We start from the raw sequence: 25,201 nt of genomic DNA, 5'->3' as shown, positions 1-25,201 counted from the left end.
ACACTCAGATCCGGCAGCTCCTCCAGCTCCGGGATCCGCCACGGCTCCGAGCCGTTGGCCAGATAGCCGTCGGACAGCAGCATCACCGGCGTGCGGTACGCCAGCGCGATCCGGGCCGCCTCCAGAGCCGCGTCGAAGCAGTCCGCGGGCGTCCTCGGCGCGATCACCGGCACCGGCGCCTCACCGTTGCGGCCGTACATCGCCTGCAGCAGATCCGCCTGCTCCGTCTTCGTCGGCAGACCGGTGGACGGGCCGCCGCGCTGGATGTCGATCACCAGCAGCGGCAGCTCCAGCGACACGGCCAGCCCGATCGTCTCCGACTTCAGCGCCACACCCGGCCCCGAGGTGGTGGTCACGGCCAGGGAGCCGCCGAACGCCGCGCCCAGCGCCGCACCGATCCCGGCGATCTCGTCCTCCGCCTGGAACGTGCGCACCCCGAAGTTCTTGTGCCGCGACAGCTCGTGCAGGATGTCCGAGGCCGGCGTGATCGGATACGAGCCCAGGAACAGCGGCAGATCCGCCTGCCGGGAGGCGGCCACCAGACCGTAGGCCAGCGCCAGGTTCCCGGAGATGTTCCGGTACAGGCCCGGCCCAAACGCCGACGCCGCCGGCGCCACCTCGAAGGAGACCGCGAAGTCCTCCGTCGTCTCCCCGAAGTTCCAGCCCGCCCGAAACGCCGCAATGTTCGCCTCGGCGATCTGCGGCTTCTTCGCGAACTTCGCCCGCAGGAACTTCTCCGTGCCCTCCGTCGGACGGTGATACATCCACGACAGCAGACCCAGCGCGAACATGTTCTTGCTGCGCTCGGCCTCCTTGCGCGACAGCGCGAACTCCTTGAGCGCTTCCACCGTCAGCGTCGTCAACGGCACCGGATGCAGGCTGTAACCGTCCAGCGAACCGTCCTCCAGCGGACTGGCCGCATACCCGACCTTCTGCATCGCCCGCTTGGTGAACTCGTCCGTGTTCACGATGATCTCCGCACCCCGCGGCAGATCCCCGATGTTCGCCTTCAACGCCGCCGGGTTCATCGCGACCAGCACGTTCGGCGCATCCCCCGGGGTCAGGATGTCATGATCGGCGAAGTGCAGCTGGAACGACGAGACCCCCGGCAGCGTGCCGGCCGGGGCACGGATCTCGGCGGGGAAGTTGGGGAGTGTGGAGAGGTCATTGCCGAAGGACGCCGTCTCGGACGTGAACCGGTCACCGGTGAGCTGCATACCGTCACCCGAGTCCCCCGCGAACCGGATGATCACCCGATCGAGGCGTTGGATTTCCTTGGCGGGGGACGGTGCCGTTCCGGGAGGCGAAGTGGTTTCCACGGACATGCGCGTGTCGGCTCCTGTCGGTCCCTGTGGGTCGTACACGTGACCAGAGGCTAATCAGGCGCATTAGAGGGGCACTCGTGCGTGGCAGTGGGTCACTCGTGCGTGATGCTCCGCGTCCGTCGTGTTCACCGGGTCCGGTACAGGGTCAGGTTCGGCCGTCCGTCGCGCTGTTGGCGGGGCCTGCGCAGGCCTGCGGCGGCGGCCTCGGGGGCAGTCTCGGGTGCGGCCTCGGAGGCGGTGTCCGTGCCGCTTTTCGCGCCTCGCCGGCCGCGCCACTGTGCCAGGTCGGTGACGGTGCTGTGCGCGGAGCCGGACACGGGCTCGGGCACCGGCGCGGGGTGTGCGTGCACGGACACGGGTGCCTGGTGGCTGGGCCGTTCGAGCTTCAGTACCTCGTGCAGGGCCTCGCCGAACCGGGTGATGTCCTGCGGTGAGTTGTCGTGGTGGACGGAGGCGCGCACGGCCGTGGTGACGCCGAGGCCGGGCAGGTAGAGCGGGGTCTCCTGCGCGACCGTCTTCCACACGACCACGCCCCGGGCCGCGAGCTGCCGGCGCACCAGTGCGGCGGGCAGTTCGTCGTGCCGGAAGGTGAGGATGCCGGACTGGATCCGCCCGGGGGCGATCAGTTCCATGCCGGGGGCCTCCTCGACGGTGGCGCGCAGGCCGGCGACCAGGTCGTCGTCCGGCAGGGCCTCGGTGTGCTCGGCCAGGGCCGTGTTCAGCGCCACGACGGCAGTACCGTGCGGCGGTACGACCGGATCGAGACCGGCCGGTGCCAGGAGCTTCCTGAACTCCGGTGACGTAGTGGCGAAGCCGACCGACTGCGGGCCGCGCAGGAACCGCCAGCCGTCGCCGGTGAGCAGGTCGCAGCCGATGCGGGGGGCGTCCACGGGGAACTGGCCGACCGCGTAGGACGCGTCGACGGCGTACACGCAGCGGTGTGCGGCGAGGATGCGGCCCACGTCCTCCACGGGGTTGACGATGCCGCAGCCGGCCGGGACGTAGGTCACCGAGACGAGGGCGACGTCGTCGTCGATGTGCGTGGCCATCCACTCCAGGTCCAGGTCGCCGTCCGGGCGCAGCGGTACGACGTCCAGGGCGCAGCGGGTGCGGTCACGCAGGGCGTACAGGGTGCTGAGGTTGGCGGCGCCCTCGTAGGGAGTCGTCCAGATGCGGTCGCCCGGGCCGAGCGGCAGGCGGCCGAGGAGGGTGGCGTACGCGTCCGCGGCGCCGGTGAACAGGGTGGTGTCGCCGGCCGGGGTACCCAGCAGGGCGGCGAGGCGCTCGTCGATCTCGTCGAGGACGACGTCGTCGAGGTGCTCCTCCAACTCGTAGGGGCCGTAACGGTCGTCGTGGCGCGTCCACTCGGTGAGGGTCGCGCGTACGGCGGCGGGCATACGGCCCAGGCCAGCCGAGTTCAGATGGACCATTCGGTCGCCGTGTGACGTCGCATTCACTTCCGGGGCCTCCCCCCGTGCGATGAGGCAATGTCTTGCCTCGTGCTTGGCAACACATTGCCAATAGATACGGCGAGTTGGCAATGTGGGCTCAGGCGGCGCTCTAGTGGCGGGGCTTTGCCAGGCTCTTCCGACTTCCATCTGACTCCCTTCTGTCTTCCTTCTGGCTTCTGTCCCGATTCTGTCCGGCTCGGTTTCCTAGGAGTTGCCAAGTTCTGGCAGAGGGATTCTCGTTCTGCCAAATCCTTATATCTGCGCAGGTCAGACGTTGTCCGATATGGCAATTTCGGTGTGCCGGCCAGGGCTCTGGGGCGTTTCTGGCGCCCTTCTTGAGCCAATTTCGATCAATTCCCCAGTGATTTACGAGATTTCCTTGCCAACCTTCTTGGCAAGAGGTTGCCAAGCAGCCGGACCGAAGTTGACACAGAGGAGCCCGCCATGAACCGCATCGCCAAGATCGCCGCCACCGCCGCCGCTGTCGCCGCCACCGCGTTCTCCGCCGTCGGAGTCGGCACCGCCACCGCGGAGGCCATCGGCTGGCCGACCACGACGCAGTCGGCGACCACCACGGACGCCATCGGCTGGCCGAAGACCGCGACCACCGTCTCCACCACTGGCACGGACGACATCGGCTGGCCGAAGGCCGTCACCGTCTCCGCCGCCGGCACCGACGACATCGGCTGGCCGAAGGCCGTCACCGTCTCCGCCGCCGGCACCGACGACATCGGCTGGCCCAAGGCCGTCACCGTCTCCGCCGCCGGCACCGACGACATCGGCTGGCCCAAGGCCGTCACCGTCTCCGCCGCCGGCACGGACGACATCGGCTGGCCCAAGGCCGTCACCGTCTCCGCCGCCGGCACGGACGACATCGGCTGGCCCAAGGCCACCACCGTCTCCGCCAAGAACACCGACGGCATCGGGTGGCCCACCGCCAACAACACGGACGACATCGGCTGGCCGAAGACCGCGACCACCGTCTCCACCACCGGCACCGACGACATCGGCTGGCCCAAGGCCGCCACCGTCGCCGCCGTCTGAACCGTCGCCCTCGAGCAACGCAGACCTCTCCACCGATCCACCGGGAAGCCCCCGCCGGCCATCGTGCCGCCGCGGGGGCTTCGGTCGTTTCCGGGCCGGTTGAGCGGGTGCCATCTCCGTCCCGGCTCCACCCCCCTTAAAGGTGTTGATCGCATTCTTGCCCCGACCAGCGAGGTTCCAGTGAAAGGCGGGCTCATGACGCAGGCGGGCAGGGCATCGGTGACCGGTGCTCTGGAGACGGTCCTCGCCACCTGTACGGTGGGGCGTTCCCGGGTGGTACTGATCGAGGGCGCCGCCGGCTGTGGCAAGAGCCGTCTTCTGCACGCCGTGGCCGAACAGGCCGTAGCCGCCGGGGCGTTGGTGCTCACCGCGGCCGCCACCGAGGCCGGACGCCGGATGCCGCTCGGTGTGCTGCGTCAACTGGTCGGCAGCGCCCCGCCGTTCGCACTCCCCCGCACCGGCGCCGAGGACGCGAAGCCGACCCGGGAGGCGATGCGGACGTTCTGCGCGGAGCTGTGCGATCTCGCCCTCGCCGGGCCGGTGGTGCTGTGCCTGGACGACGTACAGCACGCGGACACGCAGTCGCTGCACCACCTCGGGTATCTTGTACGGCACGCCCGCCCGGCCCCCGTGCTGGTCGTCGGCACCGTGTCGTCGTACGCCGATGCCGCCCAGGAGCCCTCGTGCGCGCCCGAGTTGACGCGCCAGCCGCACTTCCGCCGGATCCGGATCGGTCTGCTGTCGGCCCGGGAGACCGCGGAGGTTGCCGCGGCCCGCCCGTGGGAGTGGCCGGGGCCGACCCGTCCTGGCCGTACGGCCGCGGAGCTGCACCGCATCACCGGTGGCAACCCGCTTCTGTTGCACGCCCTGTTGGAGGAGGACCGCGCCGCGTCCACATCACCGCCGCCGGACCCGGCGCTGGACGGGCCGTTCGCCTCGGCCGTCGCCGCCTGTCTGCGGCGCAGTGGTCCGGGTGCCCTGGCGGCCGGCCGGGCGGTGGCGATCCTGGCGGAGCGGGCGACCGAGCCGCTGGTCACGCGCATGCTGCGCCCCGAGGACGACTCCGCTCCCGCGCTGGCCGCGCTGCGCGCCTGCGGGCTCCTCGACGGACTCGCCGACGGACTCGCCGATGGGCTTGCCGACGGACTCGTCAACGGGCTGCGCTTCCGGCACCCCGCCGTCCCGGCCGCCGTACTTGTGGACACCTCACCGCGTGCCCGCGCGGAACTGCACCGGCGGGCCGCGCTGGTGCTGACGGCAGCGGGGGCGCCGGCGGACGTGGTGGCCGGCCATCTGCTCGCGCCGCGGGCGGACGGTGCGCGCGTGCCCGTACGGCCCGAGGACTTCACCCCGCTCATGGACACCGCCGAGGGCCTGCTGGCCCAGCGCCCCGGGGAGCACCGCACCGACCAGGCCGAGCGCCTGCTCGAACTGGCCCACGGGATCTGCCCCGACGAGGCCGCGCGGACCGGCGTGGCGCTGCGGCTCGCGCAGATCGCCGCGCGCCGCGATCCGGAGGCTGCCGAGCGGCGGCTGACCGCGTTGGTCACCGGGCCGCGTTCGGCCCTGTCCGCGGCGGGAGCGGAGCACCGGTCGCGGTCGGCCGGAATGCTGCTCGCGCAGGGGCGGATCGCGGAGTCGGCCGCGCTGCTGCGGGAGGCGGGCGAGCCGGGCGAGCCGGGCGCCCACGGCGAAAATCCCTTCGACGCGCCGGTGGCAGGCCGCGCGGAGGTGCCGGTGGGGCGGGCGCGGCTGACCGACGCCACCCTGGCTCCGCTGGTCCTGGCGGTGCGCACGCTGCTGTACTCCGACCGTCCCGAGCGTGCCGTGCCGGCGAGCCGGCGGCTGCTGGAGGAGGCGGAGGCGAGCGGGGCGCCCGGCTGGCGGGCGGTCTTCAAGACGCTGCACGCCGAGGTGTTGCTGCGGGTGGGCGACGTACGCGGTGCCCACACGCGGGCGACGGAGGCGCTCGATGCGCTGCCCGCGGGCGGCGGCGGGACCTTCCGTTACGCGCCGGTCGCGGTGCTCGTCGAGGCGTGCGGTGCGATGGGCCGGTACGAGGAGGCCGCCGGGCACATTCGGTACCCCGTCACCCGGCGGGTACTGAACACCCTGTACGGCCTGCAGTATCTGCGCGCCCGCGGGCTGCACCACCTGGACCTGGGCCGGCCGCAGGCCGCGCTCGCCGACTTCCGCAGGGTCGGTCGGCAGTTGCAGCTGTGGCGGGCGGATCGGGCGGCGTGCCTGCCGTGGCGTACGGACGCGGCGCAGGCGCTGCTGCGGCTGGGCAAGGTGCTGCAGGCGCGCGAACTGGCTGAGGAGCAGCTGGCGTTGCCGGACGGCGAGCGGCCGTGGGTGCGGGGTCAGTGCCTGCGGATACTGGCCGCGACGGGCGAACCCGGGCAGCGCACCGTGCTGCTGCGGCAGGCGGTGGAGCAACTGCGGTGCGGCGGGGCCCGGTTGGAGACGGCGCGGGCGCTGGCCGACCTCGGGCACGCGCTGCACGCGGACGGCGACCCGTCGCAAGGGGCGGCCACGCTGCGTGCCGCGCGGAGCCTGGCCCAGCAGATGGGAGCGCTGGCGCTGCGCGACGAGCTGCTGCCCGGCTCCGGCGGTGTCGCCGTCATGCACGGTACGGCCGTACCGGAGGAACTGACCGACTCCGAACGACGGGTGGCGGCGCTGGCGACACAGGGCCTGACCAACCGGCAGATCGCGGCGCGGCTGTTCATCACGGCGAGCACGGTCGAACAGCACCTGACCCGCGTCTACCGCAAACTGGGCGTACCAGGCCGCAACGGGCTCCCTGCGGAGCTGGCGGACGGAGTGCCGGTGACCACCTGATCCTGCTGCGGAGTCTGGACGATACGGGCTGATCTATGATCCGGGCGATCTGACACACCTCCTCTCGCTGCGCCGCGTCCATCGGCGCATGCCTGCCGCGAAAAGTAGGTCTCCCCGACATGACCGGTTCCGCTCCCGCCCCCGTCTCCGTCCCCGCCCCCAAGGCACCATGGCTCCTCGCCCGCCTCACACAGGGCGTGATAGCCCTCGCGGCCGTCGCGGACGTGTTCCGGGCGACGGCTCTGAGGGAGCATCGCCTGCATCCCGCGGACGACGCGTCGCTGAGCAGGTCGGGACTCACGTCGATGGTGTTCATCTATGTGATGACGGCGGCCACCGTGCTGTTCCTGGTGTGGTTCAGCCGCTGCCGGCGCACCGCACAGATGCTCTCCCCCGGTGCCGCCGCCGGGTCCGGCGTCTGGGCCGTCGTCGCCTGGTTCGTACCGGTGGTCAATCTGTGGGCCCCGCGACTGCTCGTCCTCGACGTGTGGCACGCGAGCAGCGCCGTGGACACGGACGGGGAGACGGCGAAGAGGCGCAACGACGTGCTGGTGAACGCCTGGTGGGCGGCGTGGGTCGGCCACGCGGTGATCACGGCGGTAGCCCAGCTCGGCGCGGGCACCTCACTGCCGCTCCTGGTGGTGTCGGAGACGCTCGAACTCGTAGCGGCCGTCCTCGCGATCTACGTGATCCAGCGCATCACGGCTGCACTGCGGAGCGCCGCACTCCAGGCAGGGTCACCCGCTGGACCGCTCGCGCAGCACGTCTGAGCATGAACAGGCTCCCGCTGACGGACCGGGAGTGCGCCGGACGACATTCACGATCCTGACTGTGCTGGACGAGACGGTGCGCGGTCTGGTCAGGGGGCTGCATCCGCAGGGTTCGCTCGGGTTCCGGAGTTCTGCACGGACCGCAGCGATGTCTACTTCGTAGCGGTGCCGGCGGAACTGACCTGGCGGGGACACCGAGCGGCGGGGCCGTGATACGACCGCCTTCACTGCCATGGCCGTCGAGGCGGGGCTGGCACTCGGCGCGGGCGGCAGCTGACGCGGCGGGGCGCAGCCACCCCGTCTCCCTGGCAACCCCGCCCCCTCCACTTGGCCCCCAACCACCCCACCCCACCTGCGACTCAAGTACCGCTCCAGCGTTCCGAGACCCAGCCTCAGGAGCTGCTTGCCAGCATCTTGGCAAGGTTTTGCCAAGCCGGAACTCGGGCCGGAACCCAGGCCGGAACGCGCTGTCGTGTCGTAAGGAGCGAGTGCTGATGTCCATCCCCAGCCTCATCGAGTCCGTACTGACCGCTCACCCGGCCGTGTCCGCGGCAGCGGTGTCCGTGCACGGGACGGAGGACGGCGACGAACGGCTCGTCGCGCACGTGGTGCCCGCGGCTCCGGTGGCCGCCGCCGTCGCGGAGGACGCGCAGATCGCCGGGTGGCGGAAGATCCACGAAGCCCTGTACGCCGCCGGATCCGGGACGCCCGGGCCCGAGGGTGACTTCAGGGGCTGGAACAGCAGTTACGACGCGCTGCCGATCCCGCCGGAGGACATGCGGGAGTGGCAGGAGGCCACCTTGGAGCGGGTGCGGGAGCTGCCGCGGCGCCGGGTCCTGGAGATCGGCGTGGGCAGCGGGCTGCTGATGGACCGGCTGGCCCGTGAGGAGGACGTCGAGGAGTACTGGGGTACCGACTTCTCCGCCACCGCCGTCGCCGCACTCACCGCCTGGACGCAGGCCGACCCGGTCCTGCGGAACAAGGTGCGGATGCGCCGCCTGGACGCCGAGGACACCACCGGGCTGCCCGCCGGGCACTTCGACGCGATCGTCGTCAACTCGGTGGTCCAGTACTTCCCCAGCCTGGCCCACCTGCGCACCGTGATCGAGCGGGTGCTGCCGCTGCTCGCCCCGGGCGGCTCCGTCCTGCTGGGTGATCTGCGCAGCCTCGACCTCGCTCGCTGCCTGCACACCGGTGTGGAGCTGGCCCGGCCCGGCGCCGCCGGGGACAGCCGTGAGGCGCTGCGCCGGGCCGTCGACCGGCGGGTGGCCGACGAGACCGAACTCCTGCTCTCCCCCGCCCTGTTCACCGCCCTCGCCCGCGAACTGCCCGCGGTGCGCACGGTGGACGTACGCGTCAAGCGGGGCAGCCACCACAACGAGCTGACCCGCTACCGCTACGACGTCGTCCTGTCCACCGCCGCGCCGGCCGCCGATCTCACCGCCGCGCCCGTCGTCCACTGGGGCCGCGAGGTCTCCTCCGTCCACGACGCCGAGGACCGTCTCAACGCCCACCGTCCCGCCGTGCTGCGGCTGGCCGGGATCCCCAACCGCCGGGTGCACGACGAGTACTGCGCGATGCAGTCCCTGGACAACCCGCTGGAGAGCGTCGACCTGGCCCCCCAGGACGCGCCCGCCCCCGACCCGGAGGCGCTGTGCGCGGCAGGCGAGCACCTGGGCTACCGGGCCCTGCCGACCTGGTCCGCGGAGGGTGCCGAACTGCTCGACATCGTCTTCGTCGACCCCGACCTGGTCCCCGCGGGTCCGCTGACCGGCGTGTACGTGGCACCGGCGGCCGTCGTCGAGGAGTGTGCCAACGTGCCGGCCGCCCTCGACGGCACCGTGGACCTGGAGGCCGTCCTGCGCGGCCATCTGCGCGAGCGGCTGCCGGAGCACGTCGTACCGTCGGCGCTCACGACCCTGGACGCGCTGCCGCTGAACGCCGACGGCACGGTCGACCGTACGGCGCTGCCCGCCCCCGCGCTCACCACGGACCGCTCCGGCGCCCAGCCGGGCACCCCGATCCAGGAGATCGTCCGTGACCTGTTCGCCGAAGTGACCGGGCTGCCGCGCCGCGAGGTGCACGCCGACTCCGACTTCTTCCGGATCGGCGGCGACGCGCAGGCGGCGGACCGGCTGCTGGCCCGGGCCCGCGAGACGCTGGACGCCGACCCGGGCGGCCGGGCGCTGTACGACGCACCGACACCGGCCGCCTTCGCCGCGCTGCTCGGCGACGCCCCCGCCGCCGCCACCGGTCCGGCCGAGGCGGGCGCGGACAGCGCGGTGCTGCCGCTGCGGCTGCGCGGCCGCCTCGACCAGCGGGCCCTGGAAGAGGCCCTGGAGGACCTGGGGCAGCGGCACGAGGCGCTGCGCAACTCGCTGCTGGGGGCGGCCGGTACCCGTTTGCGTTCCCTGGGCCCCGACGACCACCTGCTGGACCTCGCCCTGCCCGCCGCCTCCGTCGACCTGTGGTCGCAGCTGCCGCTGGCCGCCGAACTCGCCCAGGCGTATGCGGCCCGCGTCACCGGCGCCACCCCGCACCGCTCCCCGGCCGGGCTCGACGCGGCGCCCCGCGCGATCTTCGGCGACCTGGAGCCCACCCCGCTGCCGGGCAGCGTGCCGCGGGCCGGCGCCGCCTCCTACGGCACCATCGAGGTCGTACTCGGCGACGAACTGCACGAGCGGCTCACCCGGTTCGCGGCCGAGCACGGCAGCACCCTGTTCATGGTGGTGCACACCGCGCTCACCGCCCTGCTGGCCCGGCTCGGCGCGCCCGCCGAGATCACCGTGGCGGCACCGGTCCCGGCCCGGGACAGCGCGGCGCTGCGCGGTGCGGTGGGCCCCTACGGGCGGGTCCTGGCGCTGTCGGTGGACACCTCGGGCGACCCGACGTTCGGCGAACTGCTGCGCCGGGTCCGCGAGCGGGACCTCGCCGCCTACCGGGACCCCGACGCGGCGCTGGCCGCGCTGCCCGGCGGAGTCGCGCTGACCGTGCTGCAGGAGTCCGTCGGCACGTTCGAGGCGGCCGGGCTCACCGTCCGGCCGGACGAGGCCGAACTCCCGCTCCCCGCCGCCGACCTGGGCCTGACGCTGACCGAGCGGCAGACGCCCGCCGGCGCGCCGGCCGGTATCACCCTGCTGACCGCCTACCGGCACGAGACGGTCGGCGAGGCGGCCGCCGCCTCGCTCACCGGGCAGCTCACCGCCGTACTGGAAGCCGCCCTCGACGACCCGTCGGCCGCGCTGAGCCGGCTGCGGCTGGAGCCCGGCTCGGCGGAGGGCGGGGTGTGGGCGGGCGAGAGCGCCGTGCTCCCGGCCGGGAGCGTGGCCGAGCTGTTCGCCGCGCAGGTGGCCCGGGCCCCCGAGGCCATCGCCCTGGCCGGCATGAGCTACGCCGAACTCGACGCCCGTACCGACCTGTTGGCGCACGCCCTGATCGCGCACGACGCGGGCCCGGGCACCTCGGTGCTGACCGCGCTGTCCTCGCCCGCCGGGTTCGCGGTGGCGGCGCTCGCCGTCGCCAAGACGGGTGCCGCGCTGCTGCCGGTCGACCCCGCACTGGACGTGGACGAGTCGGTCAGGCCGGTGGTGCTGCTGCTGGACGAGACGGCCGACCTGGTGCTGCCCGTCGTACCGGGCGCGGCCCGGCTGGTGCGTGACGACGCCGCCGACCGGCTGCCGGCCACCGGGCGCTGGCCGGTGACCGACGCCGACCGGACGCGGCCGCTGCGGGCGGACGACGCGGTGCTGCTGGTGCCCGGCGAGGACGGCACCGTGGTGATCGGCGCCGAGACGATCGCCGCGGCTACCGTGGCCGAACCGGCGGACGCCGCCTGGCTGGTGCGCGGCTACCCGGACGGGGACATCGCCCTGGGCCTGCTCGGCGCGCTGGCCTCCGGCGCCCTGGTGCACCTGCCGGACGGCTCACTCGCCCACGCGGTACCGCACGAGGTGCTGGGCTGGCTGCGGCGGGAGGGCGCCCGGGTGGTGCTGGGCGGCGCCGACGACGCGCTGACCGCGCTGGTCGCGCTGGCCTGGTCCGAAGGGGCCGAACTGTCCGTGAGCGGCGGCTGGGCCGAGGGCCGGTTCGTCGTCGAGCAGCTGCCCGGCGGGCCGCCCCGCCCCGCCCCCGGCTACCGCGCCTACGTCCTCGACGCCCGGCTGCGGCCGGTGGCCCCCGGCGAGACCGGTGCCCTCTACATCGCGGGCGCGGGTGTGGCCCAGGGCTATGTGGGGGACCCCGCGACGACCGGCGAGCGGTTCCTGCCGGACCCGTTCGGCGGGCCCGACGGCACGACCGCCCGTATGTGGCGCACCGGACGCGCGGCACGTCTGTCGGCCGACGGCATGCTCCGCGTGCTGGACCACACGGCGCAGGACGACCCCTTCGCGGACGACTTCGCCACGTTCGTCGTCCTCGCCGACGCCGCCGGCCACCAGGCGCTGTGGCCGGCGGCGGCCCCCGCGCCGGAGGGCTGGTACGAGTCGCACCCCGAGGACCTGTACGAACTGTGCCTCGACCACATCAACGAGCGCCTCAACGACCCGTTCTAGAAACACCGGGGCGGACCGGCCGACGCCACTGTGCGGACGCCGGCCGGTCCGCCCAAGTCCCAGTCCCCGCACCTCCCCGTCCCGGAGGACACGATGACCGCCACGACCCTGGCCCCGACGTTCACCCCGGCTGCCTCCGCCAACCGGCGGCACCGCGTCCTCGACCTCACACTGCGCGACGCACGGTCCGCGTACGCGCTGGCCGCGTCCTGCGTGGAGGTGTACAAGGCGGCGGACGACCCGGGGTTCCTCGACGAGGCCCCCGTCATCGCGCACGAACTGCCGCTGACGGTGCGCCGACACCTCAACTCCGCGCGCCGCGACGCGGCCACGCGGGTGACGGTGATCCTCGGCAACGTCGTCGACCGGGCGGCCCTCGGCACCACCCCGAGCCACGGGAGCGGGGCGTACACCGACGCGAGCCAGGTGTACGACACCCTGCTCGTGCTGTACGCGGCGCTGCTCGGTGACATCACCGCCCGGGCGGCCCATCAGCCCGGCCGGGCCGACTGGGTGGGCCTGTTGGCGCTGCACGACGAGGTCCGGGTGCCAATCCTGGAAGACCACCGGGATGCCCACCCCGACGCCGGCCTCACCGAAGTCGTCGTCCCCACCGGCGCGGTCTGCTTCGTCGACAACCGCGACGCGGTACACGGCCGACGCTCCGTCCACGCCGGGTTCAACGGCACCGACCACCGGCTCAGGCAAGTCGAAGTGGTCCGCGACCTGCCCCGCACCCGCGTCGGCTGAACCGCTGCCGCGCCACCGGGGGTCACTCGCCGCGTGCGGTCTCCGCGTTGATCCGGGCCGGTGTGGTGGCCGGGTCGGCGACCAGGGTGGCCAGTTCCTCGTCGGTGTGGTGGCGGGTGGCGATGGCCGGGCAGCGGCGGCAGGCCGAGACACCCGCCTGGGCCCACCACTTGCAGTCGGCCCGCAGATGGCACTGCGGGACCGGGCCGAAGTCCGCGGCGGGGTAGGCGGTCACGACGCGTTCGATGAGCGTGCAGTCGGTGCCGCGCCGGTTGACGCACTCGGCGACGCAGTGCGAGGCGAAGCGCAGGACGCGGCGCGGTTCGATGTCCGGTGGGACCAGGGGCAGGACCTCGGCGGCGGGCACCGGTTCGGACAGGTAGTTCACCCGGCCGTCGGTGCCGGCGCGCACGCCGAGGACCACCGACTCGGGGGCGTACGCGGCACCGCTCGGGCACCATGCGGTCCGCGTCCCGTCGGCGTCGCCGGTCACGCTCGTCGTCCCCTCAGCACGCGGGCTCGTTGGGGTTGATCCCCACTCCCCTGCCCCTGGGGAACAGCGGTGCGTCGCTGCCCGCGCGCTCCAGGGCCACCGCCTGTCGCAGGCTGTGCGCCAGCTGCTCCCGGGTCGTGATGCGCAGGCCCGCGGTCTGGTCGGCGGCCGCGGTCTCGGCGCCGCCCGCGACGACAGCGGTGGCCGGTGCCGCCACCGCGATGCCCGCTGCCGTACGGGAGTGGCTCATGGGCGTCCCTCCGTCTGCGTGGGTACCGGGCCCCCGAGCGTGGCCCCGGACGCTGCAGACGGAGTCGAGCCTCGCTGGACCTGGGACTGAGCCAGGGCCTCGGCGAGGATGCGCCAGATCTCGGCGGCGAGGTCGATGTTGGCGTCGGCCTGCGCCTGTTCGGCCAGCGCCCGCAGCCCCTGGACGCCGCCCTCGTCGCCGGACAGGATGCGCAGCTGGTGCCGCAGGATGTCGAGCCGTACCCGGTCCCGGTAGGTCATCCGCGGCTCCTCCAGGGCGAGTTCGCCGAGCAGGACGCGGGCGTCGTCGTACCGCGCGGTCAGGAACGCGAGGTCGGCCTTGAGCGCGGTCAGCTCCTGGCGCAGGCCGGGCGTGCCGACGAAGGCGAGCGCGGACTCGGCGGCCGTGACGCAGCGCTGGGCGGCCTCGGGGTCGGCGGGGACCTTCTGCAGGTGCAGCCGGCCGGCGGCGAGCCTGAGCCGTAGCCACAGCACCAGGTCGTCGGTGCTGCTGAACCGCTCCAGGGCTTGCTCCAGATAGGCCTGCGCGGCCGGGTAGTCGCCCTGCCGGACGCGGACGGCGGCCGTGGTCCACATCGCCTCCGCCCAGAGCGTGTCCGAGCGGCCCTCGACCAGCGCGGTCAGTTCGTCGGCGTGCGCCCGGGCGTCCGGCATGCGGCCGGCCTCGGCCTCCACGGAAACCAGGGCGAGCAGGACGGCGGAGCGGTCCTCCACGCCCAGGTCGGAGTCCCGGGCGAGGTGGTGGGCGGTGATGCAGGCGTCGAGGGCTGCGGGGATCTCGCCCAGGGAGCGCAGACAGCGGGCGAGCCGGGTCAGTCCGCGCACCCGCAGCTCGGCGAGCCCCACCTCGTCGCCGAGCCGGACCAGGTCCTCCAGGTACTCCCGCTCCCCCTCGTGGTCGCCCTGCACCCGCCGCTGCTGGGCCAGTTGCCACAGCGCCTGCCAGCGCAGCACGGGTGTCTCGTGGCCCTCGGCGGCCAGGGCCTCGCGCAGGGTCTCCAGGGCGTCGCCGGCTCCGGTGGAGGCGGCGAGGGTCAGCGCGTGCGCCAGGGAGCCGCCCGCGGGCTCCTCGAAGTCGGCCGGTTCCAGGCCGAGTCGTTCGGCGAGGTAGGCGACGGCACGCTCGGTGGGCTGGCGGGCGCCCGACTCCAGCCGTGAGAGATAGCCCGTGGACATGCCGTCGCCCGCGAGCGCGGTCTGGGACAGTCCCTGAGCCATGCGCAGCTTCCTCAGACGGCGGCCGAACGCGGGCTGTCGAAGCATGTGACCATTCCCTCGGTGGACACGCGGACGACGGCGCCGCGGACGGATGGGGCAAGGCGGGACCGTCAACGGTAGGGGGCCTGGCAACAGCTGGGCAAACCCTTGCCAGGGCCCGTGCCCTGCGTCTCTTGCGTTTCTCGCGCCCGTCTCGCGCGGCTCTCTTCCGGACCTCTTGCGGGTCTCTTCCATCTCTCCGGCGACTCTCGAACTGGTCCGGGCAGGATGTCGAGCAGCACGGCCGTGTCCTGGTCCTTCGTGCCCGGGACGTGCCACCACCGCCCCCGTCGTCCCGGCCGCCCCGGCAGCCTCGCCCCCGGCCACCCCGGCCGCCCTGTCGTCCTCGTCGTCCAGGAGTGGGTCTTGACTTCCTCCCCCGCCCTAAAGGCGGGGGATTCCAGTGGTTGCCCGCTGGGGTTCCTGCTTCACCGACGACCGCCCCGCCCGGGAAGGCTCCCGTTGAGGTCTTACACCGTCTCCACAGGCAGACGCCGCCAGCCCGGCGGCCAGGATGTTGCGTGCCGCGTTCACATCACGGTCATGCACGGCACCGCACGCGCACGTCCACTCACGGACGTTCAGCAGCAGTCTCCCGCGGACCGTACCGCAGGCTCCACACAGCTTCGAGCTGGGGAAGAAGCTGTCGATCACGACGAGTTCGCGCCCGTACCAGGCGCATTTGTACTCCAGCATGGAGCGGAGTTCCGTCCAGGCCGCGTCCGAGATGGCGCGCGCGAGCTTGCCGTTCTTCAGCAGGTTGCGGACGGTGAGGTCCTCGATCACGACCGTTTGGTTCTCACGGACGAGACGAGTCGACAGCTTGTGCAGGAAGTCGCGGCGCCGGTCAGTGATCCGCGCGTGGACCCGGGCGACACGCTTGCGGGCCTTCTCCCGGTTGTTCGAGCCCTTCGCCTTCCGCGACAGCTCCCGCTGCGCCTTGGCCAGGCGGGCGCGGTCACGCCGTTCATGCTGCGGGTTGGCGATCTTCTCCCCGGTGGACAGGGTCACCAGCGACGTGATCCCGGCATCGATGCCGACCGCCGCGTCGGTGGCGGGGGCCGGGGCGAGGGTGTCTTCGCAGAGCAGGGACACGAACCAGCGGCCGGCCGCGTCGCGGGACACGGTGACCGTCGTGGGCTCGACGCCCTGCGGCAGCGGACGCGACCAGCGGATGTCCAGCGGCTCCGCCATCTTCGCCAGGGTCAGCCGGCCGCCGCGCCACGTGAAGGCGCTGCGGGTGTACTCCGCCGATGCCCGGGACTTCTTCCGGCTCTTGTACCGGGGGTACTGGGACCGCTTGGCGAAGAAGTTCCCGAACGCCGTCTGAAGATGGCGCAGCGCCTGCTGGAGCGGAACGGAGGACACCTCCGTCAGGAAGGCGAGTTCCTCCGTCTTCTTCCACTTGGTCAGCGCGGCCGACGACTGCACGTAGGAGATACGGCGCTGCTCGCCGTACCAGGCCCGCGTGCGTTCCTCCAGCGCCTTGTTGTACACGAGACGGACGCAGCCGAACGTGCGCGACAGCTCAGCCGCCTGCCCGCCCGTGGGATAGAAGCGGTACCTGAAAGCCCGCTTCACCGTCTGCGTCATGCCTCACATTCTATCAGCTCCCATGTGAGCAACGGGGGTCGGGCAGTGGAAGGAGGACGCCGGTCCACCCCGGCGGCGAACCGGCTTTCCCTGCCCTGCTCCGCAGGAGCTTCGTTTCTTCCCCAGCCTGAAGGCCGGGGTATCCACGAAGGAGAGCCCCGATGAAGCCTGCGGTTGCGCGTGACGGCGACATCGGGTGGCCCGCGCTGGACGGTGGCAACGCGCACACGGGCAGGAGGGTCCGGGAGGAGCCGTACGGTCAGACCGGGCGTCTTACCCCGGTCTCGAAGGCGTAGATGGCCGCGTGCACACGGTTGGGCAGCCCCAACTTGTGCAGCATGTTCTGCACATGGGTCTTGACCGTGTGCTCGGAGAGGGTGAGCGACCGGGCTATCTCGCCGTTGGACAGTCCGCGGGCCAGCAGTTCGAGCACCTCGCACTCGCGCTGGGTCAGCTCCTCGGGGCTGATGCTGGACACGCGGGCGCGGGGGCGTGAGCGGCCCCCCTCCGCGGGGACCAGGGTGTAGCCGGCCGCGGCCAGCACGACCGCGGCGGCGAGCTGCCGCGACGTCGTCGTGCCGGGCAGGTGTCCGTGCACCGGGCCGCGGTCCTCGTCCTCGCCGCCGACGACGAGGACCGGCAGACCGTCCGGCGCGTCCTGCGCGAGCCGGGCCCGCTGTTCGACGCTCAACGGGCCGTGTACGACGAGGACATGCGGGCGCAGTGAGTGCAGCGTGAGGCCCAGCTGGGGTCCGGGCGCGCTCTCGCCGGTGACGGTGATGCCGGGGTGTCCCTCCAGCAGTGCGCGGATACCGGTGCGGGCCAGCGGGTCGGCGCCCACGATGTGCACCCGTACCGGGCGTGCCGCCGCGACGGCGGGAGCGGGGGCCGGTTCCGGGAGTTCCGGGGACTGCGGAAGCGGGGCGGGCTCCCCGAGCGGGGGCAGGACGTGCAGAGTGGCGTGCCGTTCGTCCATGGCTGCCTCCTCCCCCTGGGCATGCGTCACGGTAGACGCGTCACAGGGGTAGGTCCCGCGCGCTCAAGTGGGTTCCGATCCTGCTCCGATCACGTCTCGCGTCCGGCCTGCCGATCACGTCTGCATTCGGCCTGCTGAACGCGTTCGCCGGTCCACGGGACCGCTACAGGACCGATCGAGAATCGGATGACGGGTGCTGGAGTTGGTTCGGGTGATCGGCCGATGGGCAGTCACCGGGTGCTTGAATAACGGCAGTCGGCACGCCTTTACGACCCAAGGAGCGAGCGCCGCGATGCGGAAGTCGTACTACGCAGCACACGTCTACATGATCGTGGGAGTGATTTCCGGGCTGTTCTACCGGGAATTCACCAAGGCCAACGACTTCACGGGGGACACCCAGCTGGCCGTGATGCACACCCACCTGCTGGCTCTGGGCATGCTCGGCTTCCTGATCGTGCTGGCCCTGGACAAGCAGTTCCAGCTGTCCGGGACGCGGCTGTTCACGTCGTTCTTCTGGTTCTACAACGCGGGCATCGCCGTGACCGTGACCATGATGGGCGTCCACGGGTGCCTGACGGTGCTCGGCGACCACGTTCCCGAGGCCGTGCCGCTGATCGCGGGGCTCGGGCACATCCTGCTCACCGTCGGACTGATCCTGCTGTTCGTGCTGCTGGGCAAGCGGCTGAACGAGTCGGTGGCCAAGCCGCCGTCCGAGGAGCCCGAGCCGGCCAAGACCTCGGTCTGAGCCTTTGAGCCTTTGAGCCTTTGAGCCTTTGAGCCTTTGAGCCTCTGATCCTCTGAGCCGAACGGACCTGCTCCCCCGCCGAGTTCAGGCGAGCTGCGCGGCGGGCCCGGTCAGCACCTCGGCCAGGACGGCCAGCCGCTCGGGCGTGGCCTCCGCGCCGAGCCGGCCGCCGTGGGTGAGCGTGGCCAGACCGTGCCAGGCACTCCAGACGACCTCCGCCAGGACGCGGGGGTCGCGGTCGCCGGCGAGGGGCCGGACCGCCTCCTCGATCTCGCCCAGGACCTCCAGCAGCGGCTGCGGGGTCGGTTCGCCGCCCGGGGGTGCGGCGCCCGCCTCCAGCACCAGCATGGCCTGGTAGAGGACCGGCCCACGGGCGGCGAAGTCGGCGTAGGCGCGGGCGACCGCGCGCAGCGCCCCGTGAGGGTCGGCCACGCCGAGGCGGGCGGCGCGCAGTGCCGCGGCCAGTTCGGCGAGCCCTTCTTGCGCCACCGCGTGGATGATGGCGTCCTTGTTCTTGAAGTGCTGGTAGAGCACGGGCTGGCTGTATTCGATACGGTCCGCGAGGCGCCGTGTGGTGACGTTGTCCCAGCCCTCCGCCTCGGCCATCTCGCGAGCCGTGGCAAGGATGAGCCGGTGCCGTTGGGCCTGCTCGCGAAGGCGGCGCTCTCGGGGGGTCATGACCCCACGTTAGCATTTCGGCGAAAATCTAGCTAGCGATGATAGGGTCCCTGCTTTTGGCAAGTTCCGTGCGTTCGGCGGGCTTTCTGCACGGATGCTCAAGCGGCCTTCGAGGTGCGGTCGGCACGATCGCGGCAAGACCGCCACAGAGAGGGCCAACAGAGAGGGCCATCCGATGCCGATGCGGACTTCCCTGGAGGCGCTGCTCGACCTGGCCGCCGACGTGATGGGCCACGACCCGCGCACCCTGCCGGCCGAAGCCGCCGGCTCCCCCTTCATCACGCTGGGCGGCACCCTTGAGCAGGCGATGCGACTGCAGGCGCGCGCCGAAGAACAGCTGCGCTTCTCGCTGGACCTGGCGCTCCTGCTGGGCCCCGCCCCGCTCGCCGAGGTGCTGGCCCTGGCGGTGCCGGCAGCGGCCGTCTCCCCCGAGCGGCGACCGGGACCGTGGCAGGGTCCGGTGCTGCCGCAGCAGCGCACGGCACTCACTCCGGGCCGGCCGGCGCACGCGGCGTACCGCGTGCTGAGCGCGGAACTTTCCGGACCGCTCAAACCGGCCGCGCTGCGTACGGCGCTGGACGCGCTCGGCGCCCGGCACGAGGGACTGCGGACCGTGTTCACGCCGTCCGCCACGGGTCCGGTGCGCCGGGTGCTCGCCGACTGCCCGATACCGCTGGTCACGCTGGAGCGGGTGCCATCCCGCCCGGGGCAGGACGCGGTGACCGCCGTACACACGCGGCTCGCGGCGGACGTACAGAACCTGGCGGGCCGTCCGGGCCGGCCCCCGCTGGCATTCGTCCTGACCCCGCTCGGGTCCGGCCGCCGTCTGCTGTCCTTCCTCCACCACGAGGCCGTGGCCGACGCCTGGTCCGCGGCGCTGGTCTGGCAGGAACTGCTCGACGACTACGGCCGCACTTCCGCCGGCCGCCCACCGGCCCGTACGGTCGCGCCCGGCCCGGACCCGGTGGCCCGGCGCGCGGAGTCACTGCGCCGCTCGGGCGCGCTGCGGGCCCTGACGGCCGAGCGCGCCGGACAACTGCGCGACGTACCGCCGGAGGCGACACCGACGACCGTGGGACGTCTTCCGGACGCCTTCGACTTCCGTGGTGAACGGCTGTCGTTCGGGATCGACGAGGACCTGCGCGACGCGGTGGACGCGACCGCCCGGCGGGCTGGTGTGCCGCACAGCACCGTCGTACTGGCCGCATGGGTGCTGACCCTGGGCCGGCGGGCCAGGGTCGACCGGCTGCTGGTCGGCACGGAGATGCCGCTCCGGCCCACCGCCGCGCTGTTGCGCACCGTGGCGCCCTGCACGGCGACCTTGCCGGTGCGCTGCGAGGTGGAGCCCACGACCGACTACTTCCTGCGGGGCCTGGCCTGTGCCTTCAGCGAGGCCCTCGCCTACGCCGAGGTCGACGCCGCCTGGCTGACGCGCGAACTCGGGCTGCCCGAGGCCCCGTCCCGGCCGTCGGCACCGACCCGGGTGACGTTCGCGGCCCACGACGAGCTGCTGCCCACGAGCGTGCGGTCCGGCGGCCTGACCGCCCGCTTCCACCACGGCCACCTGGGCGGCGCCACCGCCGACGCGGCCCTGACGGTGCTGCGCTGGCGCGAACGCCCGCTGCTGGCCCTGGACTTCGCCACCTCGGCACTGCACCGCTCCGACGCCGTCCGCCTCGCGGCGGAACTCCGCACCACCCTCCGCGCCCTGTCCCACTCCCACCCCTGGACCCCGGTCGACGACCTCCTGCCGCGTACGGCGGTGAGGGGGGCGCGGGCGGCGGCGGTGGGGTAGCCGGCGCAGCCGGGTCCCTGGCCTGTCGTGGTCCCCGCCGGTCTCCAGTCGTACGGCGGGGCGCTTCGCCTCGTACGCGGCAGTCCCCGGGCCCGGCCGCGGGCGGTCGCTCGTGGCCGGGCCCGGCACGAGGTCAGCCGCTGGGCATGGCCTTGCATGCGGTGGGGGAAGAGGGCAGGACCGCGGGTCGCGGCACCTCTTCGCCGGGCTGCTTCATCGCCTCTGCCTCCTGGGAGAACGCCATGGTGAGGCGGTCCGGCTTGACCGTGACGACTGCCTGCGGGCGCGGCGGCCTTGAGGTCACGGTGAAATGGGGCCGGGTCTGGAGGATGATCGCGAGGATGATCTGCAGTTCGGTCCAGGCGAAGTTCTCGCCGATGCACTTGCGGCGTCCGTCGCCGAAGGCGAGAAACGATCCGCGGGTGGCGGAGAGGGTTTCGGGCGTCCAGCGGTCCGGGTCGAAGGAGTCGGGGTCGGGGAAGACCTCGGGGTCGTGCTGGTGGAGGTAGGGGCTCCAGACGACATCGGCACCCTCGGGGATCAGATGACCGCCCAGGTCGACATCGCGGGTGGTGGTCCGGGTCACCAGCCAAGCGGGCCCGTATTTGCGGAGGGTTTCCTGCAGCACCTGGCGTGCATAGGGGAGCCGGTCGAGGTCGTCGTAGCGCAGCGGGCGGTCTCCGCATGCCGACGCGAGCTCCGCGCGCAGCCGCTGCGCCATGTCCGGGTGGCGGGAAAGCTCGTACAGGGTCCAGGCAAGCGTGGTGCCGGTGGTCTCGATGGCACCGGTCAGCAAGGTGATGGCCTCGTCCTGCAACTGCTGGCGGGTCAGCGGGTCCTCGGCGGTCAACAGGGTGTCGAACAGACCCGCCTGTGCCGGGCCCCCCGCTGCGTGCGGGCATCCGGCGGCCGACGGGGCCGGCGGGGCGCCGGAGCCAGATCCGGAGCCAGATCCGGAGCCGGAGCCGGAGCTGGAACCGGAGCTGGAGCCGGACTCACCGGATATCCGGCCGACTCTGTGCTCGACTGCCTCGTCGATGAGGGCGCGCAACTGCGCGACCCGGTCCGCGTGGGCCCGGTTGGCGGGAAGCGGCAGCCGAGTGACCCAGGGCGGCAGGATCATCTGTCGGATCGCGCCCTTCAAGACTTCCGGGATGAGCATGGTGAACCTGCGCTCCAGACCCTCGGGCAGGTCCGCGCCGAACAGGGAAACGAGGAACGCGCCCAGGGTGAGGTCGTTCATGTCCTGGTACACGTCGCGCTGCTGCCCCACAGGCCAGGCACTGACCGTCTCCCGGACGTGGTCGATCATGGCGTCGCCACGGCCGGCGATGTGCGCCTTGTTGAACATCGGCTGCATCAACCGCCGATTGCGCAGATGGGCGTCGCCGTCCGCGATCGTCGCCAGCCCGTCGCCGATGAAGACCCTCAGCGCATCGAAGATCTTGCCGCCCTTGGCGAAGTGCGAGGCATCGGTGACCAGCACCCGGCGGGTCAGCCGAGGGTCGGTCACGACGTAGGCAGGCGTGGGACCGATACGGATCCTCACCACGCTGCCGTGTGCACGCAGAGAGGTGATGAACGGCAAGGGGGCACGGGCAAGCCGCAGACCGTGCCCGATCAGAGGAAGGCTTCCAGGGGCGGTGCGAGTGGGGGTGGGGGTGGACGAGGTCGCGGATGCGGATCCGGATGCGCTCATGGCGCGATTCCCTTCTTGGGGGCGTCGGGAAACGCGTCATCTCTGCCCACGGCGGCGTCATGGAATGCCGTCTCATGGTGATCTCTTGATCACATTCGACTGCACCGACAACTCCATGTGGGAGGCGCTCGCCCCGCCCACCCACGCCCCGCTGCCCGCGGCCGATGCCGTACGCGACTGCTGCCCGGCGCACCGATGGCCTCGGTGAGGGAGTCACGGGGCGGGACGGCCGTCAGGGCCTTCACGGATTGAGGTCCAGCACGCGGACAGGCTCGCCGATCCAACGTTCGGGGGCGGTCGTGGCGATGATCGCCCCGTCAGGACGGTCCGGGGTGGGCTGAGCGGCGTACTGGCAGTGCGCCGCGGCCCAGGTGTTCTGCCGGGCCACCGCCAGGGTGGCAGGCAGGTCCAGGTCCAGGACGGTGACGGCCGGCAGAGCGGCAAGGTGCTCTGCAGTACCGGGCCGGGCACGATCGGCTTCGACGAGCGCGCAGGCCGGGGCGTAGAGGTACCAGCCGCTCTCCGCGTGGGCGCGGTGGATCAACCGGGAGGCAAGGACATTGCCGTGGCCGGCCGCGGCCACAGCGGTGTCGTCCAGGACGATGTGCATCGCGTCGCTCACCGGGCAGTTGCCTGGGCCAGCCGACGGTCCAGCTCGCTGTCGAGGTCCCGCTCCTCAGCCGGACTGGGTGCGTAGCCGGTCCACTCCTTCAACGCCGCGCGAGCCTGCTCGGCCCGCTCAGCCCGTTCAGCGGGGGTGAGCAGGGTTTCAGCGAGCCGGGCCAGGTAGGCGCGCAGCGACAGGCCCTCGGCTGCCGCTATGGCGGCCAGCCGGTCCCGGGCCGCCTCGGGGATACGGACGTTGGCATCGGACATCATCGCGCTCCTCTCCACCCTCCAAGGGTACGGGTACGTACCCGTACCCGTACCCGGTGCGGCGATCGCCTGAATTCTGCCAACGATCACGGCTCTCCCGTGGCGGATGGGCGGGGCCTCGCGCCCGCTCGCGAGGCATGGGCGTTACAGCGGTGCCCCAGCTGTTGATCCCCCGGACGACTGGGGCGCCGAGTCATTCCGCCGGTGGCTGCCTCACGCCCGGTCGTTCAGTTCCTGCGCCGCGTCGAGGACCAGATGCCACGGATACTCTTTCGGCCTGCCCTGACCCGGCTGGTTCGGGACGAAGCCGCCCTCTCCGTACAGGACGCGTACGCCCATGTCGCGCAGTTCGGCGACGCTCCGCTCGAACTGCCGGTGTCGCACGTACGCCGCGTTCACGCACGGCATGGCCACGGTCGGGATGTTCTTGCCGATGCCCTCGGCGACGACGCCCACCACGAAGTCGTGCGTGAGGCCGAGCCCCCACTCGTTGATCGTGTTGAAGGTGGCCGGCGCGACCGCGATCACATCCGCCTTCGGCCAGACGTCCGGCTCGCCGGGCATCTTGTACTCACTGCGCACGGGATGGCCGGTCAGTCCCTCCAGCTCAGCCAGCTGAGGAGCCAGCCAGCGCGCGGCGGTCGGGGTGAGCCCGAGGCACACGTCGAATCCGCGGGCCTGCGCGTCCTGGATCACGTTTGCAACATCGAAGACGGGCGGGGCCGCGGAGCCGAACAGGTAGAGCACACCGGAAGTCGTCATGGGCCAATCCGACCACACACAACCGCCCCCGCTCACAGGGGAGTCGGGGACGGAAGAGTGCACCTACGCCACCGGGCGCGGGTACTGTTCCAAGTGCGTGCCTAGGACGGGAGACCAGCATGCCCGCACTGGACGGCGAACACACGGGCGCACGTATCAAGGAGCAGCGCAGACTCGCCAGGCTCACGCAGCGCCATATGGCCGATCTGCTGCCCTACTCGTACAGCTACCTCAACCAGGTGGAGTGCGGCGCCCGCCCAGCGACAGCCGCCTTCGTGGCCGCGTGCGCCAAGGTCCTCAATGTCGATGTGACCGTGCTGACAGGGCAGCCGTACGTGACCGAATTGCAGCGAGATCGGCTCGTCGAGCTAGTGCGACCCATCCGTGAATCACTCGACCTGTACGACCTGGGCCCAAACCCGGATCTGACCGTACGGCCGGCAGACCAGCTCATCGCCGGAGCCGACCAACTGTGCGAGGACGTCCGCGCCACGCATCTGCGGAACGCAGCCCGAAAGCTGCCTGGCCTCATCGCCGAACTCACGCACACCGCCTGGTCAACGCCGTCAACCGAGCTGTGGCAGGCGCTCGCCTCGGCCTACCGCACCGCGCACGACATCAGTGTGAAGCTTGGCTACTACGACCTGTCCGCGGTCGCCCTGGACCGGATGGACTGGGCGGCGCAGCGTGCCTCCGACCCGTGTCTGGCGGCGGTGCGGCAGTACATGCGGGCCCTGGTGTACTTCCGTGAGGGCGAGTACCAGATCGGGCGGCGGCTCGTCGCGGCCGGACACAGCGTAGTCGGCCAGGCCGACGACACACGGGAGGCCATGGCCGTGGCCGGGCAGTTGCATCTCGGCGCATCTGTCATCTCCGCACGCGCGGAGGACGCGACCGCAGTGAACAACCACATCGCCGAGGCTCGCGGGATCGCGAAGCGGATCGGTGACGCCTCCGAGGTGCACTGGCTCAGCTTCGGCCCGACCAACGTGGACCTGCACGAGATGTCCGCTGCCGTGGAGATGCACCAGTACGACGACGCGCTGAAGAAGGCCCAGAAGATCAGCAAGAGGCTGACGCCGAAGCTCGCAACGTCTCGCCGCGCCCACTTCCTGATCGACCAGGCCCGCACCGAGATGGAGACCGGGCACACCGAGGATGCGCTGAAGTCACTGGTCGCAGCGCGGCGTATGGCCCCCGAACAGACCCGGTATCACCCGGCGGCCCGTGAGACCATCACCGGTCTCGTTCACCTGTCGCGGCGGACTCCCGACGCCCTGAACCACATGGCCGCCTGGATCGGCCTGTAGGTCACGCTCA

21 protein-coding genes are annotated in these 25,201 nt (G+C 72.2%); 9 read left to right on the top strand and 12 right to left on the bottom strand.

Annotated features, from left to right (window positions below; genetic code table 11):
• Together AB0I54_RS40915 and AB0I54_RS40910 are read right to left on the bottom strand one after the other, a co-directional pair.
• Positions 1 to 1,325 (bottom strand): 2-oxoacid:acceptor oxidoreductase family protein (locus AB0I54_RS40915; protein WP_363301418.1); only part of this gene is annotated, 1,325 nt, incomplete at its 3' end.
• A gap of 125 nt (positions 1,326 to 1,450) precedes the next feature.
• Positions 1,451 to 2,722, bottom strand: a complete 1,272-nt coding sequence (locus AB0I54_RS40910) for an aminotransferase class V-fold PLP-dependent enzyme (protein ID WP_363301417.1) — start codon at positions 2,720 to 2,722, stop codon at positions 1,451 to 1,453.
• Between the two features lie 498 nt (positions 2,723 to 3,220).
• On the opposite strand from AB0I54_RS40910, the gene AB0I54_RS40905 reads away from it, so the two are divergent.
• The 5 genes from AB0I54_RS40905 to AB0I54_RS40885 all read left to right on the top strand — a co-directional run bounded on the left by AB0I54_RS40905 (position 3,221) and on the right by AB0I54_RS40885 (position 12,737).
• A complete protein-coding gene (locus AB0I54_RS40905; protein ID WP_363301416.1) occupies positions 3,221 to 3,820 on the top strand; it encodes a hypothetical protein in 600 nt (199 codons plus the stop codon).
• Between the two features lie 195 nt (positions 3,821 to 4,015).
• A complete protein-coding gene (locus AB0I54_RS40900; RefSeq protein WP_363301415.1) occupies positions 4,016 to 6,664 on the top strand; it encodes an AAA family ATPase in 2,649 nt (882 codons plus the stop codon).
• 119 nt (positions 6,665 to 6,783) lie between these two features.
• Positions 6,784 to 7,434, top strand: coding sequence for a DUF4328 domain-containing protein (locus AB0I54_RS40895; protein ID WP_363301414.1), 651 nt, complete (start codon positions 6,784 to 6,786; stop codon positions 7,432 to 7,434).
• A 494-nt stretch (positions 7,435 to 7,928) separates the two neighbouring features.
• Positions 7,929 to 11,987 carry an AMP-binding protein gene (locus AB0I54_RS40890; RefSeq protein WP_363301413.1) on the top strand — a complete coding sequence of 1,353 codons (4,059 nt, stop codon included), beginning with the start codon at positions 7,929 to 7,931 and terminating at the stop codon, positions 11,985 to 11,987.
• A gap of 93 nt (positions 11,988 to 12,080) precedes the next feature.
• Positions 12,081 to 12,737, top strand: a complete 657-nt coding sequence (locus AB0I54_RS40885) for a hypothetical protein (protein WP_363301412.1) — start codon at positions 12,081 to 12,083, stop codon at positions 12,735 to 12,737.
• 22 nt (positions 12,738 to 12,759) lie between these two features.
• Here the strand turns inward: AB0I54_RS40885 and AB0I54_RS40880 are convergent, their stop codons facing one another.
• From AB0I54_RS40880 to AB0I54_RS40860, 5 genes are all read right to left on the bottom strand, one after another.
• Entirely contained in the window at positions 12,760 to 13,230 is a 471-nt protein-coding gene (locus tag AB0I54_RS40880; RefSeq protein ID WP_363301411.1) for a hypothetical protein, read from the bottom strand.
• 13 nt (positions 13,231 to 13,243) lie between these two features.
• A complete protein-coding gene (locus tag AB0I54_RS40875; RefSeq protein WP_363301410.1) occupies positions 13,244 to 13,480 on the bottom strand; it encodes a hypothetical protein in 237 nt (78 codons plus the stop codon).
• The gene (locus AB0I54_RS40870) at positions 13,477 to 14,763 is read right to left on the bottom strand and encodes a helix-turn-helix domain-containing protein (protein WP_363301409.1); all 1,287 of its coding nucleotides are present in this window, start codon (positions 14,761 to 14,763) and stop codon (positions 13,477 to 13,479) included. The genes AB0I54_RS40875 and AB0I54_RS40870 overlap by 4 nt, the downstream gene beginning before the upstream one ends.
• Before the next feature lie 378 nt (positions 14,764 to 15,141).
• On the bottom strand, positions 15,142 to 16,350 hold the full coding sequence (locus tag AB0I54_RS40865; protein WP_363301408.1) for an RNA-guided endonuclease TnpB family protein: 1,209 nt from the start codon (positions 16,348 to 16,350) through the stop codon (positions 15,142 to 15,144).
• Positions 16,351 to 16,609: 259 nt separating this feature from the next.
• Positions 16,610 to 17,326, bottom strand: coding sequence for a response regulator transcription factor (locus AB0I54_RS40860; RefSeq protein WP_363301407.1), 717 nt, complete (start codon positions 17,324 to 17,326; stop codon positions 16,610 to 16,612).
• Between the two features lie 292 nt (positions 17,327 to 17,618).
• Between AB0I54_RS40860 and AB0I54_RS40855 the strand changes: the two genes are divergently transcribed.
• Complete coding sequence (locus AB0I54_RS40855; RefSeq protein ID WP_363301406.1) at positions 17,619 to 18,071, top strand: DUF2871 domain-containing protein; 453 nt, start codon at positions 17,619 to 17,621, stop codon at positions 18,069 to 18,071.
• A gap of 84 nt (positions 18,072 to 18,155) precedes the next feature.
• Here AB0I54_RS40855 and AB0I54_RS40850 read toward each other — a convergent pair whose 3' ends face one another.
• On the bottom strand, positions 18,156 to 18,749 hold the full coding sequence (locus AB0I54_RS40850) for a TetR/AcrR family transcriptional regulator (RefSeq protein ID WP_363301405.1): 594 nt from the start codon (positions 18,747 to 18,749) through the stop codon (positions 18,156 to 18,158).
• Between the two features lie 175 nt (positions 18,750 to 18,924).
• Here AB0I54_RS40850 and AB0I54_RS40845 point away from each other — a divergent pair, with 175 nt between their 5' ends.
• Positions 18,925 to 20,544 (top strand): condensation domain-containing protein, encoded by a 1,620-nt coding sequence (locus tag AB0I54_RS40845; RefSeq protein WP_363301404.1) that lies wholly within the window; start codon positions 18,925 to 18,927, stop codon positions 20,542 to 20,544.
• A gap of 133 nt (positions 20,545 to 20,677) precedes the next feature.
• On the opposite strand, the gene AB0I54_RS40840 is transcribed toward AB0I54_RS40845, so the two are convergent.
• Positions 20,678 to 22,243, bottom strand: a complete 1,566-nt coding sequence (locus tag AB0I54_RS40840; protein ID WP_363301403.1) for a cytochrome P450 — start codon at positions 22,241 to 22,243, stop codon at positions 20,678 to 20,680.
• An 85-nt stretch (positions 22,244 to 22,328) separates the two neighbouring features.
• On the opposite strand from AB0I54_RS40840, the gene AB0I54_RS40835 reads away from it, so the two are divergent.
• Positions 22,329 to 22,451 carry a hypothetical protein gene (locus tag AB0I54_RS40835; RefSeq protein WP_363301402.1) on the top strand — a complete coding sequence of 41 codons (123 nt, stop codon included), beginning with the start codon at positions 22,329 to 22,331 and terminating at the stop codon, positions 22,449 to 22,451.
• Between the two features lie 33 nt (positions 22,452 to 22,484).
• On the opposite strand, the gene AB0I54_RS40830 is transcribed toward AB0I54_RS40835, so the two are convergent.
• From AB0I54_RS40830 to AB0I54_RS40820, 3 genes are all read right to left on the bottom strand, one after another.
• A complete protein-coding gene (locus AB0I54_RS40830; protein WP_363301422.1) occupies positions 22,485 to 22,853 on the bottom strand; it encodes a hypothetical protein in 369 nt (122 codons plus the stop codon).
• A gap of 8 nt (positions 22,854 to 22,861) precedes the next feature.
• Positions 22,862 to 23,119, bottom strand: coding sequence for a hypothetical protein (locus AB0I54_RS40825; protein ID WP_363301421.1), 258 nt, complete (start codon positions 23,117 to 23,119; stop codon positions 22,862 to 22,864).
• Positions 23,120 to 23,332: 213 nt separating this feature from the next.
• Positions 23,333 to 23,881 (bottom strand): flavoprotein, encoded by a 549-nt coding sequence (locus AB0I54_RS40820; protein WP_363301401.1) that lies wholly within the window; start codon positions 23,879 to 23,881, stop codon positions 23,333 to 23,335.
• A 119-nt stretch (positions 23,882 to 24,000) separates the two neighbouring features.
• Here AB0I54_RS40820 and AB0I54_RS40815 point away from each other — a divergent pair, with 119 nt between their 5' ends.
• Positions 24,001 to 25,191 (top strand): helix-turn-helix transcriptional regulator, encoded by a 1,191-nt coding sequence (locus tag AB0I54_RS40815; RefSeq protein WP_363301400.1) that lies wholly within the window; start codon positions 24,001 to 24,003, stop codon positions 25,189 to 25,191.
• Positions 25,192 to 25,201: the final 10 nt, after the last annotated feature.

Source organism: Streptomyces sp. NPDC050625, assembly GCF_040654755.1.
In the GTDB taxonomy this organism is placed as follows: domain Bacteria; phylum Actinomycetota; class Actinomycetes; order Streptomycetales; family Streptomycetaceae; genus Streptomyces.
The sequence above is the reverse complement of the archived record's forward strand: the minus strand, read 5'-3'. Positions and strand labels throughout refer to the sequence as shown.